Annotated in this window: 13 protein-coding genes; 7 read left to right on the forward strand and 6 right to left on the reverse strand. The window is 33.8% G+C overall.

Annotated elements, in window-relative coordinates:
* The first annotated feature begins 173 nt into the window (after positions 1-173).
* Both BC008_RS25210 and BC008_RS25215 read left to right on the forward strand, forming a co-directional pair.
* Entirely contained in the window at positions 174-1,325 is a 1,152-nt protein-coding gene (locus tag BC008_RS25210; protein WP_027846654.1) for a CapA family protein, read from the forward strand.
* A 713-nt stretch (positions 1,326-2,038) separates the two neighbouring features.
* On the forward strand, positions 2,039-2,650 hold the full coding sequence (locus tag BC008_RS25215) for a TVP38/TMEM64 family protein (protein WP_058184000.1): 612 nt from the start codon (positions 2,039-2,041) through the stop codon (positions 2,648-2,650).
* 42 nt (positions 2,651-2,692) lie between these two features.
* Here BC008_RS25215 and BC008_RS25220 read toward each other — a convergent pair whose 3' ends face one another.
* From BC008_RS25220 to BC008_RS25230, 3 genes are all read right to left on the reverse strand, one after another.
* Entirely contained in the window at positions 2,693-3,421 is a 729-nt protein-coding gene (locus BC008_RS25220; protein WP_027841469.1) for a diacylglycerol/polyprenol kinase family protein, read from the reverse strand.
* 215 nt (positions 3,422-3,636) lie between these two features.
* Positions 3,637-4,065: a DUF2358 domain-containing protein gene (locus tag BC008_RS25225; RefSeq protein WP_027841468.1), complete on the reverse strand. Its 429-nt coding sequence runs from the start codon at positions 4,063-4,065 to the stop codon at positions 3,637-3,639.
* A 111-nt stretch (positions 4,066-4,176) separates the two neighbouring features.
* On the reverse strand, positions 4,177-5,328 hold the full coding sequence (locus tag BC008_RS25230) for a glycoside hydrolase family 10 protein (protein WP_027841467.1): 1,152 nt from the start codon (positions 5,326-5,328) through the stop codon (positions 4,177-4,179).
* Positions 5,329-5,409: 81 nt separating this feature from the next.
* On the opposite strand from BC008_RS25230, the gene BC008_RS25235 reads away from it, so the two are divergent.
* The 3 genes from BC008_RS25235 to BC008_RS25245 all read left to right on the forward strand — a co-directional run bounded on the left by BC008_RS25235 (position 5,410) and on the right by BC008_RS25245 (position 9,016).
* Positions 5,410-6,267: an alpha/beta fold hydrolase gene (locus BC008_RS25235; protein WP_201026178.1), complete on the forward strand. Its 858-nt coding sequence runs from the start codon at positions 5,410-5,412 to the stop codon at positions 6,265-6,267.
* A 101-nt stretch (positions 6,268-6,368) separates the two neighbouring features.
* Complete coding sequence (locus BC008_RS25240) at positions 6,369-6,647, forward strand: DUF2470 domain-containing protein (RefSeq protein ID WP_027841465.1); 279 nt, start codon at positions 6,369-6,371, stop codon at positions 6,645-6,647.
* Between the two features lie 917 nt (positions 6,648-7,564).
* Positions 7,565-9,016 (forward strand): SLBB domain-containing protein, encoded by a 1,452-nt coding sequence (locus BC008_RS25245; protein WP_027841464.1) that lies wholly within the window; start codon positions 7,565-7,567, stop codon positions 9,014-9,016.
* A 156-nt stretch (positions 9,017-9,172) separates the two neighbouring features.
* Here BC008_RS25245 and BC008_RS25250 read toward each other — a convergent pair whose 3' ends face one another.
* The 3 genes from BC008_RS25250 to BC008_RS25260 all read right to left on the reverse strand — a co-directional run bounded on the left by BC008_RS25250 (position 9,173) and on the right by BC008_RS25260 (position 13,141).
* The gene (locus BC008_RS25250) at positions 9,173-10,720 is read right to left on the reverse strand and encodes a hypothetical protein (RefSeq protein WP_027841463.1); all 1,548 of its coding nucleotides are present in this window, start codon (positions 10,718-10,720) and stop codon (positions 9,173-9,175) included.
* Positions 10,721-10,950: 230 nt separating this feature from the next.
* Positions 10,951-11,664, reverse strand: a complete 714-nt coding sequence (locus BC008_RS25255) for a TIGR03943 family putative permease subunit (RefSeq protein ID WP_235595937.1) — start codon at positions 11,662-11,664, stop codon at positions 10,951-10,953.
* Positions 11,665-12,088: 424 nt separating this feature from the next.
* Positions 12,089-13,141, reverse strand: a complete 1,053-nt coding sequence (locus BC008_RS25260; protein WP_027841461.1) for a permease — start codon at positions 13,139-13,141, stop codon at positions 12,089-12,091.
* Positions 13,142-14,441: 1,300 nt separating this feature from the next.
* Here BC008_RS25260 and BC008_RS25265 point away from each other — a divergent pair.
* A complete protein-coding gene (locus BC008_RS25265; RefSeq protein ID WP_027841460.1) occupies positions 14,442-15,614 on the forward strand; it encodes a glycosyltransferase family 4 protein in 1,173 nt (390 codons plus the stop codon).
* A 735-nt stretch (positions 15,615-16,349) separates the two neighbouring features.
* Entirely contained in the window at positions 16,350-17,213 is an 864-nt protein-coding gene (locus BC008_RS25270) for a glycosyltransferase (RefSeq protein WP_027841459.1), read from the forward strand.
* The last annotated feature ends 85 nt before the right edge of the window (positions 17,214-17,298 follow it).

The raw sequence follows: 17,298 nt of genomic DNA on the forward strand, positions 1-17,298 counted from the left end.
CTAACGAATCGTTGAAATTTTGCTGTATTCTTATACAGTATTAGGATAAAATCGTACTTTGTCAGAGATTATCCTGAATTACAGAATAATTAAAAGTATCAAATTACATATAATCACCATTGGTGCGTACTGATCCCCTAGCTAGATTGAAGCTACATTATGAGGGATAACCTATGGTGGGAAGAAATTATGGAAGGTGCTTATCCATAATCATTATTCTATGTGGCGGGTTGTGTGCAATCTTTAGTATTGGATTACTCAGTCATTTACTTAAACTGCAAGCATCCCATGAAACCCGAACTAATAAAAAATCTATTTATTCTGTAAAATATAAATCCGTTGTATCTGAAAATAAACCCAAAAAAACAGTTATCATCCAAGCGGTCGGGGACATTATACCCGGAACCAACTTTCCCGATCACCGACTACCACAAAATAAAAATCAGTTAATACCTCAATCGGTAAGAAAGTATTTCAAAAAAGCAGATATTCTTTTCGGTAACTTTGAAAGCAGTCTAACCAATCATCCTTACAGCGCTAAAGATATTAGTCGCGGTCAAGTTTTTGCTTTTCGTTCTCCTCCTGAATATACCAAATTATTTACTGATGTTGGATTTGATATTTTTAACATTGCAAATAATCATTCCTTAGATTTTGGTAAAATTGGTTTTCAAGATACAAATAAGAATCTGAATAATGCTGGGATAAAAACTTTAGGTCATAAAAATCAAATTCTAATTTTAGAAAAGAATGGTATTAAAATTGCAGCAGTTGGCTTTGCTCCGTATGAATTTTATAATTCAATTCACGACCTCAAAACTGCCACAGCATTAATTCAAAAAGCAAGCAAAAAAGCAGATATCGTAATAGTTTCAATGCATGCTGGAGCAGAAGGGACTCAAGCATTACACGTAAAAAACAAAACAGAAGTTTTCTACGGAGAAAATCGAGGTAATTCCATCAAGTTTGCTCGAAATGCAATTGATGCGGGTGCAGATTTAGTCATTGGACATGGTCCCCATGTTCCTAGAGCAATGGAGATGTACAAAGGAAAGCTAATTGCTTATTCTTTAGGAAACTTTTTAGGTTACCGTACTTTATCCACAGTCGCTCAAACTGGTTACTCAATGATATTGGAAAGCAAGCTCGACTCAAAAGGAAAACTAGAGTCAGCCAAAATTATCCCTGTGAGGATGAGTAAACAGGGAATTCCATACATAGACCGACATTTCAATACAGTCAAACTAGTACGTTACTTAACACATCAAGATTTTCCCAAAACCCCACTAAGAATTAAAAGAACAGGAGAAATTATCTATAATTAAATAAAATTTTGGTCACTCGCTCCGACACTCTAAATTTTTTACTTTAAACTTTAAAACTTTAAACTTTAAGTAAAAACAGCATAATATTATACTAGTATCGGCGTTGGTGAGTGCGTAATGCTTTTGGTGCAAATATCTACGAAAAATTAATGTTTCAATAACTTAATTTCTTGATTAGCATTCTCTATTCAGCAACGCCCTAATATCTATTATGTTAATCTACTATACTTAGTGTTATATTTCTGAATTTGTACGTTTTTGATGTAGTGGTTTAATTCTATTAAACATATATGAATATATTATCTACAAATTATACTTCAGTTGCATAAGCATAACTAAATACACTTTTTAAAGTGCATTAGTAAGTTAATAATAACTCGCTTTAGAATGCTCATACCAAATCGGATTTTTAAATATACTGTATCGGAATTTTTCTATACCTTCTACACATTATACATTTTCCAAACTATTCCCCTCATTCTTAAAAGAGGTAATAAACATGGGTTTAGTACCAAAAGAGGTAATAAACGTGGGTTTGGTATCAATTGTGTACCTAAGGGGAAATTTGCTTAAATAAATAAAATTAATATAATCGAAATTAGATAGTAATTTAAATTATACAGCAAAGGGAGTAGGACTCATTTTATAATGGTATTAATTTTATAATTTCGTTTTACTTGGTTATTGCTAACGTAGATAATAACTTCATGTCGATGAATTTCAAATTTAAAATAAAAAAGATATTCAGATTAATCAAAAAATCTAACTTTAAAAAAATATTATTCCCGATTATATTTGCAGTATTTATCTATATCTTAATAACCGTTGGTTTAAAATTTATAGGTTTAGAAAGAGCTCAAATCTGGATAAAAAACACAGGTAATTGGGCTCCAATCTTGTTTGTTATCTTATGTATAATGAGTCTGGTATTAGCTCCCTTAAGTGGTAGTTCGCTATTTATTACTGGGGGTACACTATTTGGTAAAGAATTTGCTTTTATACTCAGTTTTGTGGCTTCAATTATTGGATGCAGTATTAACTTTTGGATCTCAAAAAAATTTGGTCGCCGGGTAGTGTGTCATTTTTTGGGTAAAAACAATTTAGGAGAATTAGATAAATTTATTTCTAGACTCAGAAGCAGGCATAGTATCCTGTATATAACATTTATTATGCCATTATCACAGGATATTGTCAGTTATGCTGTTGGTTTAACCAAAATTAAGTACACCCATTTCCTAATATCTTTAATCTTCAGTGCAACTGTGGTAGTTGGAGGCTATATTTATATTGGGAGTAGTTTGTTAGAAGTTTTAATTAGCAATTAACTATTAAGTTTTACTATTGACTTTTATAATTAAAAATAGACTTTAAATCAATAAAACAGATAGATTGTTAATTAACAAATATACAAATATCACAACTATCGGTATCAAAATATTATCGACTTCCTTAGGACTAAAAGCTTCTGTAAGAGTTGCAATAATACTCACAATTAAAATTTGGATTATATCTAGTTGATTCGGTAAAATTAACCACACAAAAAATATGCTTGCAGCGAAAGCAAAAATCAACATTGATAAACTTCCTTCTAGGCTTTTGTCGCTAAGAATTTTATACTTTAATCTTCCATATCTTGTTCCAATAATTGGTGCGATACCATCACCCCAAGCAAGAATTGACATTGCTACAATTCCTGGAATTGTTTTATAAAATAAAGTACCGCAAATAGTCGCCACAATGACAAAATAAAGTGGACCTTTTAATAGTTCACTCCGATCGCCATTACGAGTCATCGTTCTCACAGCTTCATCATCTTCATCTGCAAATAATCCCTTAAAGATAAGTAAGAATATCCAAACAATAAAAATAGCTACATTTAAATATTTAGACCAGTGGGAATCATCATAGAGAAACAAAAATCCAATTATCGACCCAGCACCGATATGGGTGATCTTACGACTAATATCTGTTGGTAAAGCAAACTTAGTAACGTAATAATTGAGCAGTGCAACTAAACCAAAAACATAAATAAATGTTAATGCTGTTACTACTAAATTTCCTAAAAATGGATTTAAACCTAAAAAACCAAACAACATCAGTAAATCAAATCTTAATGTATATTTATATTTTAAATATCAAAAAATATTGAATTATTTGTTTATGATTCTGTATTTATTCATTGGGGAATAATTTCAAATACGATACTAAATTACATCATACGTACATAGTATTTTTAAGAAAACTTATTTTTAGAGAAACTAAATATTAGTTATTTAAGTTATATGAAGTGATATTGATCCATGTAATAACACTAACTATTTTTAGGCAAAAACTGTCGCAGAATTTCCGTTGGTTTGCTTTCCCAAGTATCGATATGTTCAAATATTAAACCTTCAGGAGTAAGCTTATAATTCGAGTAACCGTCAAAAAGCATTTCTGCTTTCCAAGGAAGTCTTAAGTTTCCACGGACCGTCCATTTTGCCACAATCATATCTTCAGTCGATTGATATACATCATGCAAGTTAAAGTTAATTTTTGTGAAGAATGCTTTTGCATGAAATCTGAGAGTCCAATAGACAATTCTATATTGAAATTTGCCTGTATATTTATTTATTGGATCTTGAAAATAAATATCTTGAGTGTAAATCTCATAGCAAATATCCTGTTCAAAAAGTTTTGGTAAATCCTGCTTTAAAGTGGATATGACTTTTTGAATCTGGGACTGGTATTCAAGTTGCATTTACTAAAAATTGTATTTACTTGTATTTATTTAAACGAAGTAGTAATTAACTGCCTTAATCAATAGATATATTATTTTCAATAGTTTACAGCACTTTTATCTGGTGCACATTTAAAATATATTTTCCCATAATTTAAGCAAGTTGATTTTTTTCTTCCGTACACTATGGTTAACTGGATTATCTTTTAATTCACTAAGAGTTGGAAATCTAGCTGTTTCAGAGTAGCCATGGGAATATAACACTTTAGCCAGGGCGTCATTATTTTTTCGCAAACCTTCATAGAAAAAGAAAACTTCCCCTAAAACTCCACAATAACGGTTATATTCAATCATTTTGATTAAATTTTCCGAACTGATCAAATAAGAACCAACTTTCATTAAGATTCCTGGTGCTAACTTTAATTTATTTTGACCTCTAAATTGCTGGGCTAATAATTTATCGATCGCACATTTATAAGCAAGAAAATCTCTACGGTAAAGCTGTGGGTGGATAATATCAACCACTTCTTTTTTTAACCAAGTTTCAGAATCTTGTAAATATTCTTGAAATCCCCAATGATGTATATTGGGAGCCATTGAAACCAGCAAATGAGAATTTACGGATTTTACTTCTCCATATAGACGCGATAAAAACTCAGTCAGAATATCAGCTCGCCATTGCAACCATTTTTTATCCTTGGGGTTGGATGGTGGATTTGTACCAAACTGTTTATAGTAAAGCTGGACTGTCATGGAATCGTAACCACCTTCACAGGGTAATGCAGGTAAGCGGTCGTCTCCTTGAATACCATCAATATCGTAGTTTCTGACAACTTCTAAAATCAAACTTAAAATAAAATCTTGTACTTCTGGGTTTAAAGTATTAAGCCATTCAAAACCATTTTTTTTAAGTAGATTACCCCGACAATCGCAAGCACCCCATTCTGGTTTTTTCTGAATTAATTTACCGCCATTCAAATTGTAAGAACTAGCAAATCCATATTCAAACCAAGGAATAACTTTAATATTTACCTCATGAGCTGCATTCACTATTTCCGCTAAAGGGTCACGTCCTTGATATCTGGAGTCAATTTCCCAGCCAAAAGTTTGTTGCATTACCTTTGATGGATAAAGAGTCGCAGCTTTATTCCAGACAACAGGAAAGACTACATTAAACCCCATTTTTGCTAGAAACTCTATGGCTTCAACTATAGTCTCCTGAGAAGATAAAACGCTGCTATCAGTATTAGTAAGCCATACACCACGAATTGCTATTTTAGTCATTTTTTGTATATCAAAGTATCCTTTCAATAAACACTTTAGTTATACTTTTCAAGTAATTTTATTTATTCACATAATATATCAATGTCAGAAAACTCTTGGAAGCACGAATATATCACCACTAACAACATCAAACTACATTACGTTACCCAAGGTAGTGGTCCTCTGATGTTAATGTTGCATGGATTTCCTGAATACTGGTATTCATGGCGACATCAAATTCCAGAATTCGCTCGGGATTATCAAGTGGTAGCTGTTGATTTACGGGGATATAACGATAGCGATAAACCCACAAAGAATTCAGCATATGTGATGAATGAATTTATCCAAGATATCAAAGGAGTCATCCAAGGCTTAGGATATGAAAAATGTGTACTGGTTGCTCATGATTGGGGTGGAATTATTGCTTGGAATTTTGCTTATACTTACCCTGAAGTGCTTGAAAAACTAATTGTCCTAAATATACCTCATCCCGCAAAATTTATTGAAGGTTTATGGACTTGGAAACAGTTACAAAAAAGCTGGTATGTCTTTTTCTTTCAACTTCCTTTTTTCCCAGAACAATATTTGCGGGCTTCAAACTATCAAAAAATCGAAGAAATATTTGCAGGTATGGCGATCGACAAAACAGCTTTTCCCCCAGAAGTTATAGAAGCTTATAAACAAGCTGCAGCAAAGCCAGGTGCTTTAACAGCAATGATTAATTATTACCGCAATGGTCTTGATTTAAAAAGTCGCGGTCGGAGTTGGGATATTTTATCAGTACCAACACTAATGATTTGGGGAGAAGAAGATACTGCTTTAGGTAAAGAGTTAACCTATGGTACAGAAGCTTATGTCAGAGATTTTCAGATTAAATATATTCCCAACTGTAGCCATTGGGTACAACAAGAACAACCCATATTAGTAAATCAGTACATGCGAGAGTTTTTGGGAGTTTGATTAAGATTGCGCTATGCCAAATTTAGAATCACTTTTACCTCAAAATTATGCTTAACTGAGTAATGTTTAGAGCCAGCTAAATTTAACCATCAGAAAAAATTATGTCTGCTGAATTTTCTCATGAGGTCAGTTCCCGTATTTGCAAACACATGAATGAAGACCATGCAAATGCTGTACTATTGTATGCTCAACATTTTGGTGGCGTAGCAAATGCGACAAAAGCTGAAATGTTAAAAATTGATTCTGTGGGTATGGACTTAACAGTGCAAGTTAGTGAAGAGACTTTACCCCTACGTATTGAATTTGACCATAACTTAGTTGATTCAGAAGATGCCCACCATACATTAATCGCTATGGTAAAACAAGCAAGGACAAGCTAAACATCTGCTGATAAAATTTGAGATTCATATTAAAAACTCTCAGAGAATAATTGACTCGTAATCATAGCCTATTATTTATGGAGATGTAGCAACACTTACCCTAAATAGTTAAATGCTTTTTATTCGTAGAATCCTTCTATTTAGGGCTCACAATTAACAATCATAATTGTAATTAGTTCATATTAACTTAATAAACAACAAAACATTTATACACCCACAACAAGCTATATTTGAGTTCCAAACAAACTCTCTTTTTGCTTGACCTAATATATATTCACAATAAATATATTCACAATAAGAAACTTTTAATTTATTCCAAGCATCCAAATTAAGGATTAGGATATGTGTAAATTTCCTACACTCAGATTTATGCAAATAATCAAGACGATATCAGGTTCTTAAATATTTCTGCTGTTTATAAGTTTCTTCTTCTACCTGATATTTCTCATGAATTGCGTGTATCATTACTGTTTACTCCCAACAGATAATTACTACTTCCACAAATAAATAATTGGGAGCATCGACAACTAGGAGAAATTCTACAACATATATAAATAGGATAACCTGAATCGTTGGTGATTAACTTTATTTTTAAAGATTGCAAAATAATTACTTGACAATTTTAAACGATTTATTATTTATTAATTATAATTCTTCATTATCTTCCTATAACTTAATCTATTTCTTATTGCTTATAAATGTAAATTCTGCCACCATAAAATATAATTTGATATGTTTTAAGCTTATGTAGTCTTCAAGATAAATTTAATAAAATTTCAAGTTCAATAAACGCACTACTTCCTGAGAAATACTATCTTTTTAAGAAGATAAGAATGGCGAGGAACTTGATATACGTAAGTATAGTCCACTTTAGAATGTTCAAATAGTACATCATACAGCTCGGTAACAGGTAAATAATGTATAATACGAATTTGTTAAAAAGAATCTCTCAACCAGTTGCAGGTTTTGCTTTTCTTGTTTCTGTAGGAACTGCTTTACCATCTGTAAGTCTCGCCCAGGAAACAACTAATCCTACCGCTACAGCTGCACAATTAGATAACACTTATACTTTGGGAGGCGGCGATCGCATAGCTGTAAATGTACTAGAAGTTCAAGAATATAGTGGTGAATATCAAATTCCTCCTGGTGGAGCCATAAACTTACCTTTAATCGGTAGCGTACCAATCCAAGGTTTAACTACAGAACAAGCAGCAGATTTAATTGCAGAAAGATATAGGGTTTTTCTCAAACGCCCAATAATATCAGTTAATCTCTTATCTCCTCGTCCCATAAATGTTTTAGTTTCAGGTGAGGTAACTAGTCCTGGAGCCTATACCTTAAGTTTACAAGGAGGAGCAGGTGACAACCCTGGGGTACAATACCCAACAGTACTAGCAGCACTACAAACAGCCCAAGGGGTAACAGCAAGCGGTGATATGGCTGAAGTGCGGGTAACGCGGCGTATCGGAAATAACAGAACGCAGACTGTTAACCTTAACTTGAAAGATTTGATCCAAAAAGGTGTAGCACCATCAGACATTACCTTACGCGATGGGGACAAAATTCATGTTCCCACAGCTACTAATATAGACCTTGCAGAGGCGCGTAATTTAGCAGCTGCTAACTTTGCTGCAGATCCTAGCAGACCTCGGAACGTAGCCGTAATCGGCGAGGTAGTTCGTCCTGGTTCATATTTAGTCACTTCCGGTGCAACGCAAGGAGGACAAAATAATCCCACTGGTGCACCTGGGGTTACAGGACAACCAACAATCATGCGCGCGCTTCAACTTGCAGGGGGAGTTACTCCACAAGCAAATATTCGGGATGTCAAAATCCGAAGATTAACAAGAACCGGTAAAGAGCAAGTTATAAATCTTAATCTTTGGCAGCTACTAGCTAGCGGAGACATAAGTCAGGATCTTCTTCTCCAAGATGGTGATACAATCGTTTTTCCTACAGCAACTGAAATTAACCCTGCAGAAGCTACTCAGTTAGCAACTAGTACTTTAGCTCCATCACAAATTCAAGTTAGTGTTGTTGGTGAGGTCAAAAGTCCGGGAGCAACAAACCTTCGACCCAATACTCCATTAAATCAAGCGATTTTGGCTGCAGGTGGATTTAATGATTCCAGAGCAAGAAGAGGTAGGGTTGAACTAGTTCGTCTCAATCCTAACGGTAGTGTCACCAAGCGGAAAATTAAAATTGATTTATCTGCTGGAATTAATGAGAAGACTAATCCCATTCTCCGTAACAACGACGTTGTTTTAGTGCGACGCTCTGGACTCGCCAAAGTCACTGACCCATTCCGTCTCGTTGCTGGTCCATTGGGTACTATCGTGAATCTAGTTCGCTTCATTACCAATCCTTAAATTTATTAACGCTGATGGCTAATAAGCGCGCCCCAAGCAAAGAGCATGGTGTTGTTTTATTGGTAATTGGTAATTGGTAATTGGTAGTTGAGAATTAATATCCTGCTGAGTTTTTGGTTAGGATATTAATGTTTTTTGTATTCTACTTGCTGAAGACTAAGGTAACCAACGTGGATGAAATCCCAACAAGGAGAGCTTTTGGGGTTTAGTTTTGGCTGTATCACTAGAGTCACTGACTGGTAACAACGGCATTAACCATAAACTACTACTAGTAATTGCACTACCAGTTCTAGTTTGGATTGAATTTTCGTTGGATGTGACGCTTGTATTAGTCTCTGGTACAGTTTGATCCAATAATAAACCCAAGCCATCCGGCGATAAACTAATTTCTAAATTTCTTTGCTCAGCAGGAAAAATCAGTAAAGGCTTTTGTTCCCCAGTTTTCAAATTAATTGCAACTAAATATGGTTGCTCTTGATAAAGTTCTCCAGATAATAACTGGGTGAGCAAACAATAGAGAGTTGGAGAAGCCGTATCAAACTGACATTTTAAAATTCTACCGTCGGTGCGTAATAGTTGCTTTTCTTCACCTTGATTTGTGACTAAAAATAAATCTCTTGTAAAATCAGTATTGAATTTCACCATTGCAGCTTTGGAACCGTCTCTGGAGAAAGCTTTAACTAACCCAAATTGTGGGAAAAAATCTAAAGGTGTGGTTGAATCCTTTTGTAGAGGTAAAATTGCTGTTCCCTTACCTTGAGCGATCGCTACAGCTTTACTGTCTGGGGTAATCATAAAATCTCCTCCTGGTGAAGTTTCTATTTCCTGGAGGCTTTTTTCATCCCGGTTAACATCCATAAACCATAAGCCGAAATCCCCTGTTTTACTTCTGCTCGCCCTTTGAATAACAATTTTTTCTCCATCAGGGGACAGGTCAAATTTCAAATTTTGATACTTTTTATTATTGATTATCAGGTCAACTTTCCCAGGTGCAGCTGTTTTCCTAGAAAAAACAGTTGGTACGCCAGTGGTAACAGTATAAACTTTTGCTGCTAATAAATCTTGAGTTCTAGATGGAATCGCAGAGAATAAAATTTTGTCGCCATCTGGGAATGGTTCAAAGTCAATTACAACTAAATCTTTAGATGTCAGAATTTTCTTTTTTTCTTGAGTTAAATTATAAAGAATTAAGCGTCCTTTTTCTTCTTTTTCCGATCCAATGTAGAGAATAATTAGGTCGCGAGTTTTAAAACTGGCTTGAAATGGTTTTATCGTGTTTTTTTCTCCTTCCTTAACACTAATTCTGTCCCGCGCACCTTCCAAACTCAATGTGTAATCAGCACCATAAGGAGCAGGGGTAAATAATGTATAAACCATTCTTCTACCCGCCCAACTTATTTTACCTGCCAGTGGTGGATCTATTTTTAAGTTTTTCTCAACACTTTTAACATCCATAGGACGGGTAAAGGTCATACTAAAAGATGTATGATCTTTACTTATTTTGACGTTATCACTATTGGAATTATCATCTGTTAATGATATATCTTTCTCTGGAATTAATTGATGTTGCCAAGTAAGGTCGCGCACTCGAGCAGCTACAACATTACCTTGAGAAACAACTAAGAGAATTATTATACTCAACAGTAACATTAAAGCGATCGCAACCCGGTCTATTGGTAATAGAGATCCTTTTTTATTAACCATTCTCATTGGTTATTTATTATTGGTAATTGGTAATCAATCAATTGGGAAGGTAACGTTAAATAGTAATTATTAATCAGTTTGTATATATTATGTAGTTGCTATTTTTCTAGCAATACTATTGATGGATTACTAAGTATAAATTATTATTATTTTATTATTTATTTTTGATTATTTTTTTATTGATAATGATAGATTAAATCAATAAAAATAAATTTTAGTAACTATAGGGTTTAGTAACTATAGGGGTTTTTCGGTCGTTCTATTTTCTTAACTGATTTAGCTGCAATAGTAAGTTGACGTTTACCTGCAATTTTTTGTGTAATCATTTCTCCTTCTACTTCCACCCAAGTATCGAGGGGATATTTTTGACGATTTCCTTCCAGTTTCACTGGTAACCCAATAGGATAAGCGTCAGCAGCACAACAAGTAAGTACAAATCTTGCTAAAAAGAAATATTCTTCTCCAATATCCTCTGAGTGCATAACAAAACCTTTTACCCTAGCTTTTTGTCCAGAATATTTATCTGGTTCTGGATAAACTTTGAGAGTACGTACCCAGTCTACAAGCGTTCTATCCTCTGAATTAACTGTAGTACGGCGAAACTCTTGGGGTTGAACCCGCGTACTTGATAGTAAATCCGCAGTATCAGTTTTTAAAGCCTTATCGCTAGCAAAAACGCGGGGTGTCACTACTAAACCTAGGATTGCTGTAAACAATAATAATCTGCTACCCAAACCGGGAGGGAACAAAGTTACATGTTCAGTATTAGGAGGAGGATCGGTTAGCTTCGAATTTTTGACCTCAAGAAATCGAATTATGCCAATGATAGTTAAAATTATGCCACTCCCAGTAACCAATTCAAAATAATTAGGATGAATTAGTAAATATAACTTACCGCTAAAACGATAGTGTAACATTACAATTCCCCAGGCTAGGATTGCCATAACGTCTACCCAGGGATTTAAGCGATTTAAAAATTTTAATATCTTAAATTTGCGAATGTTGATTCCTTTCATGGATAATTATCATTAATAATTTCGCGGAGAATTAAGTGAGAAAATATTACTCAGAACCTAAAGCTTAAAAGTTAGGGTTTATGATAAAGCATAGAACATATATCTATATAAAAAATTGACAGTAAATTCTAAAACTTTACCCATATATTTTTACCCATACATCAACAGTCAAGAAAGTATCGGTCGACTTTGAATAGTTATCCAACAAAAATTTCAAATAATTACTATTAATTCAGTTCAAAGAGAGCATAATAAAGAATATTTTTAGTCTATCAAGTAAAATTTTAAGCATATAAAATTCTGGAAATAAATTTATCTACGAAGCAGTCACAAATCATTTTTCATCGTATTCTCACAGTAAGTGTAAGTTAATGTAGAGAGTAAACAAAAATGTTAGTTGCGCAGCTAAAGCAAATAGGTAAAATACTGCTCGAGGCTTAAATATAGAAAGCATTAAACCTATACCTTTAAGGTCAATCATGGGACCAAACACTAGAAATGCTAACAAAGAACCGGTAGTAAACGTAGAGGCAAATGACAATGCAAAAAATGAATCTACTGTAGAACAAATTGATACTACTGTTGCTAATATTAGCATCGTTACAATGGAAGTAATTGGGCCGCTACCCAAACTTAAAATTAACGACCGGGGTGCTAGCACTTGAATCGCTGCAGCAATTGCACTTCCCAAAATCAGTACTGCTCCCAACTCTCGAAATTCCTGAATTGTATTATCTATTACTTGCTGCCATTTTTGCGCTCGGATCGCTTTAGGACTTTGTGCTACATTAACACCAACATTAACAGAATCCATTGGTATAGTACCTCCAGATTTACCGCCAAGAATGTAAGTACCTGGTTGTAACAAAGTAGAAGTCACACCTTGTTGTTTTTCCGAAGTTTCCTTTGAAGTATCTTTCCTTGCAAATTGCTGCGGTGGATTATACTTCAAATAACGTGCTAAAGCAGGCTGAACAATAGGTTTTAAATCCTTTTGAAAACTAAATACGAAACCAATTATTGTGGCAATTAATAGTGAAAGTATAACCCTTAATACTACTATTTCTGGCTGATCGCGAAATGCTGTCCAAGTAGCCCAAATAACAATTGGGTTGATAGTTGGTGCTGCAAGCAAAAAGCCAATTGCTACTGGTGTAGGAGCTCCCTGCATTATTAAGCGGCGAGCAACAGGTACGTTACCACACTCACATACTGGGAACAGAAAGCCTACTAAAGAGCCTACGAAAGCACCAAGTAATGGATTTTTAGGCAATTTTTCTGCTAGTTTGCGCTCATCTACAAAAAAAAGCAGCAAACTAGAAAGTAACACTCCCAGTAATAAAAATGGGATTGCCTCTACTAGTAGACTAAGAAATAGAGTGAAACCATTGCTTAGTTGATTCATGGGTATCGCTTGTTCAAGCGGTGTTAATTCTCAAATTTATGTGTACGATATTTTAACTGTTTTCGATGCTGCATAATTCTGCCAGGACGATTAAATGCTGAGTGAATATATTAAATAGCAGAATTCATAAAAAACTAGTTAATAAAACTGGGATGTGAGTGATTTGCTGTAGGTAAATTCACAATTCTCTTGGAAAGATTTATTCAGCCTCAATTTTTCGTAGATGATTTTCATTCTGTGACTTCGCTACTTTCATTCGCTACTTTCAAAAGATAATAAACTACATTCTTAATTTTTAAAATGGGCTTAACTTGAACCAATACTTTTCTAAGTATTACATGCTCAAATTTTTCTCTACAGCAAATATACCTGGATATCTGTTACATATGATGCATTTGAACGAAAATTTTCCTGAAATTATATATTTAGCAGTAGAAATTGTTTCATCAATCAAATTCGTACCCCAAATACTTATTAGGTGTTAAGTCATTTAGTAATATTGGTGGTTTTGAGTTTTGTCTATTGTTTTTACTATAAAAACGATGGTGTCGCAAGGTTATAGACCTACATATATAACCTGAATCAAATGAAAATAATTAAAAATACTTTTTTTATTTTAATTTGGTTGTAAGTTTTTTTTATTAAAATTTTATATAATTTACATGTAATTTTTAATATATCCCCAAATTTTAAATATTTAATGTCTTATGCTAGCAGTTAGATGTTAACTAGTAGAAGGCGTGAGGTTATGTATAGGAATATATAAACTAGAAGTATTTACTTCTCTAATTTTTATGGTTGAATTTACATTATCCACAGCAATTTAATTCAATAAAATCAGCAAATTAAGTTATAGATATTTATATAAGTTCTACAGGTAAAGTAACTCTATTTTTCAATTTTCGCTTTGAAAGAGATATTTTTTATTTACGATGTTTATTGTTAACATAATCAATACGACTAATTTTTTCAGTATGTATGATTTTTTAGCTTAGTCGCTAGTTTACAATCAGTATTTAACTATTGCCTCAATTCTTATTATTTACTTTATTCAGCAAAAATATTCAATAATTTATGTACTTGCTTAGTCTATTTCCTAGTTAAATTAGAAACAATATGAGAATAATACGCGCAATTGAAATAAAAATAATTTTAAAAGTTGTAAATTAGATAATTTCAGTTTTAAAAAAATTAATTGGCTTTGCCCAGCCAGTTCTAGCAATTTTATAAATATAATCTACTCAATATATATATTAATACATCAGTAAAATAGTACTGACAAAATAGGAGAATAGTATTAGTGGAAAACGAACGGCAAGACAATCTTCCAAGAGCAGCTTCAATACTTTGCTTGGGAACTGGTTGGTTCCCAACAGCACCAGGTGGGTTGGAACGGTATGTTTATGAATTAACTCGCTGTTGGGCTACTAAGCAAGACAACGTGGAATTATGCGGAGTTGGAATACCTGAAGCAACAGAGGATTTCCCCATTAAATTGAATAATTTAGCATCACCTGATTCTCCCATTTGGCAAAGACTTTGGTCTATCCGTCAAAATTTTCGTCAAACAAGAAATGCTAAACCAGATGCAATCAATCTGCATTTTGCTCTCTACAGTTTTCCGTTACTGGATATTTTTCCAAAGGAAGTACCAATTACTTTTAACTTTCATGGACCTTGGGCTTCGGAAAGTAAACAGGAGGTGATGCATCGCAAAATCAGTAACTTTTTGAAATATTGGCTGATAGAGAGAAAAACTTATCATAGCTGCGATCGCTTCATAGTCCTCAGCAAAGCATTTGGTAACGTACTCCATCAGGAATACCAAATTCCTTGGGAGAAAATTAATATTATTCCTGGTGGGGTTGACATAAATAACTTTAAAGCAAATTTTTCCTTACAGGAAGCACGTCTTCAACTAAACTGGCCTCAAGATCGACAAATCATCTTCACTTCTCGTCGTTTAGTACATCGAGTAGGAATAGATAAACTTTTAACAGCTTTCGCTACAATTAGAACAAAAATACCTGATGTATGGTTAGCGATCGCCGGACGGGGTCCCCTTGAAGCGGAACTTAAACAGCAAGTTAAAGACCTAGAACTTGAAGATCGAGTTAAATTTTTAGGATTTTTGCCCGATGAACAACTACCCATTGCTTATCAGGCTGCTGATTTTAGTATTATGCCTTCTCAATCCTTCGAAGGGTTTGGTTTAGCAATAGTTGAATCTTTGGCTTGTGGAACCCCTGTGATTTGCACTCCTGTGGGTGGAATGCCAGAAATCTTAACACCATTTTCTCCCCAACTCATTACTTCTTCAATTAGCGCTAATTCAATTGCAAAGAAATTGGAACAAGCTTTACTAGCTAAAGTATCCATTCCATCAAAAGAAGATTGCCGTCAATATGCCTCTGCAAATTTTAATTGGAATAAAATTGCAAATGAAGTTAGAGGTGTTCTTTTAAGTCCTTAGTAGATTATTTAATTTTAAAATATAAAAAAATAAATTACTTCTGAATACTTATTAAATTTATTTAAAATTCAAAAAATCAGCTTAAAGGAGATTTAATTGCGATTTTTAATTGATTTTAGAGTGATACTATTATTTGGAATAAAGGAATTAATAAGCGATATAGACTAATATTAACTACCAACCGATAAAATTGTGTTGTTGTCGTATATAAATAATTAATTTTAATTATCTATCACTACAGCATAACCCATAGAGTAATTGCCAACCTTGACTCTAAACTGATTGAAAACGCTTTTTTACGAAGATTAACATTTTTAAATAATATTTATAATTTTCTGCTCTGCTCAATAATAAGGATTAAAGTTGATATTTTAAATTGCATCGAACAACGGATATATTTGTCACAGACAATCAATAGAAATTAATTTTACACATACTAACGCTATAAATTATCTACGCACTTTTCTGATGACTGATAAAACCTAATTGTTACTGATACCGGTTATATTCGAATACTAATAGCGAGTGAGTATATGAAAATTAAAAAGATTGGCTTGTAACTATAACCTACAAATTATTTTGTATCGAATTAATAAAGATTTAGCAATAATTTATTCTAGTCTGTAAATAATAGTCAAAGCGGCGTAGTATATATCACTCAAGCGATAGATAGATTTATAATTTTACGTTAACATAAATAACGTTTGAATCACGTAAATATGAGTCTAAATAGTGATGAAGCTGAGCGTAGTCATACCTTGCTTCAATGCAGGTAACACCATCGGCATGCAATTAGATGCCTTAGCAAAGCAGAAATGGTCTCAACCTTGGGAAGTAATCATTGCAGATAATGGCTCCACAGACGACACTCTGACTATAGTCCAGGAGTACCAACAAAAAATTCCCCATCTTCGCATTGTCGATGCATCTCTAAAATCTGGAGCTGCATATGCTCGTAATATTGGGGCAAAAAGTGCTCAAAGTGAGGCTCTAGCATTTTGTGATGCTGATGATGTAGTTGCTCCTGGTTGGGTTGCAGCTATAGGCGAAGGGCTAGCAAAATATGATTATGTCGGTGGTAGAAATGAACACTGCAAACTCAACGAATCTTGGCTAGTTAAAGCCTATGGTTGCGAAGAAAGTAATGGTGTGTTTTTCGATCATCCATATTTACCGCTAGTAAGTGGTAATAACTTCGGTGTTAGAAGGAAGCTTCATGAAGCGATTGGTGGTTTTGATGAAAAACTGTTAAAACTTCAAGACGTGGATTATGGCTGGAGATTACAAGAAGCAGGAGCCAAAATTCATGAGATAGAAGAAGCATTAGTTCATTTTAGATTCCGTAAAACCATATCAGATATATGTCGCCGTGCGTGGCAAAGCGGCTGTCATGAAGCCTTACTTTACAAAAAGCATCGAAAAATGGGAATGCCACAACTCATATGTTGGACTACCCTGATTAAGACAGCAATCATGTCTCCTATATGGTTTATAGCGAGAGTTCGCGATAAAGCTAGTTTGGTCAAACTTTTAATGGAGTTATGTTGGCGTGCTGGTCAGCTACAGGGTTGTATGCAACACAAATATCTACCAATTTGAATGTCATATATCCTACAGCACAAAATTATTGAGAGAATCATATTTTTCTCTTATTTCCAAAAGCTTCAATATATACATCCAAACT

It is taken from the genome of Mastigocoleus testarum BC008, assembly GCF_001456025.1.
Lineage (GTDB): Bacteria > Cyanobacteriota > Cyanobacteriia > Cyanobacteriales > Nostocaceae > Mastigocoleus > Mastigocoleus testarum.

Coding starts and splice junctions, on each gene's coding strand:
- BC008_RS25230 (WP_027841467.1), bottom strand. CDS start 5,328: ATGACTAAAATAGCAATTCGTGGTGTATGGCTTACTAATACTGATAGC.
- BC008_RS25260 (WP_027841461.1), bottom strand. CDS start 13,141: ATGAATCAACTAAGCAATGGTTTCACTCTATTTCTTAGTCTACTAGTA.
- BC008_RS25235 (WP_201026178.1), top strand. CDS start 5,410: ATGTCAGAAAACTCTTGGAAGCACGAATATATCACCACTAACAACATC.
- BC008_RS25215 (WP_058184000.1), top strand. CDS start 2,039: ATGAATTTCAAATTTAAAATAAAAAAGATATTCAGATTAATCAAAAAA.
- BC008_RS25240 (WP_027841465.1), top strand. CDS start 6,369: ATGTCTGCTGAATTTTCTCATGAGGTCAGTTCCCGTATTTGCAAACAC.
- BC008_RS25270 (WP_027841459.1), top strand. CDS start 16,350: ATGAAGCTGAGCGTAGTCATACCTTGCTTCAATGCAGGTAACACCATC.
- BC008_RS25250 (WP_027841463.1), bottom strand. CDS start 10,720: ATGGTTAATAAAAAAGGATCTCTATTACCAATAGACCGGGTTGCGATC.
- BC008_RS25210 (WP_027846654.1), top strand. CDS start 174: ATGGTGGGAAGAAATTATGGAAGGTGCTTATCCATAATCATTATTCTA.
- BC008_RS25255 (WP_235595937.1), bottom strand. CDS start 11,664: ATGGCAATCCTAGCCTGGGGAATTGTAATGTTACACTATCGTTTTAGC.
- BC008_RS25225 (WP_027841468.1), bottom strand. CDS start 4,065: ATGCAACTTGAATACCAGTCCCAGATTCAAAAAGTCATATCCACTTTA.
- BC008_RS25245 (WP_027841464.1), top strand. CDS start 7,565: ATGTATAATACGAATTTGTTAAAAAGAATCTCTCAACCAGTTGCAGGT.
- BC008_RS25220 (WP_027841469.1), bottom strand. CDS start 3,421: ATGTTGTTTGGTTTTTTAGGTTTAAATCCATTTTTAGGAAATTTAGTA.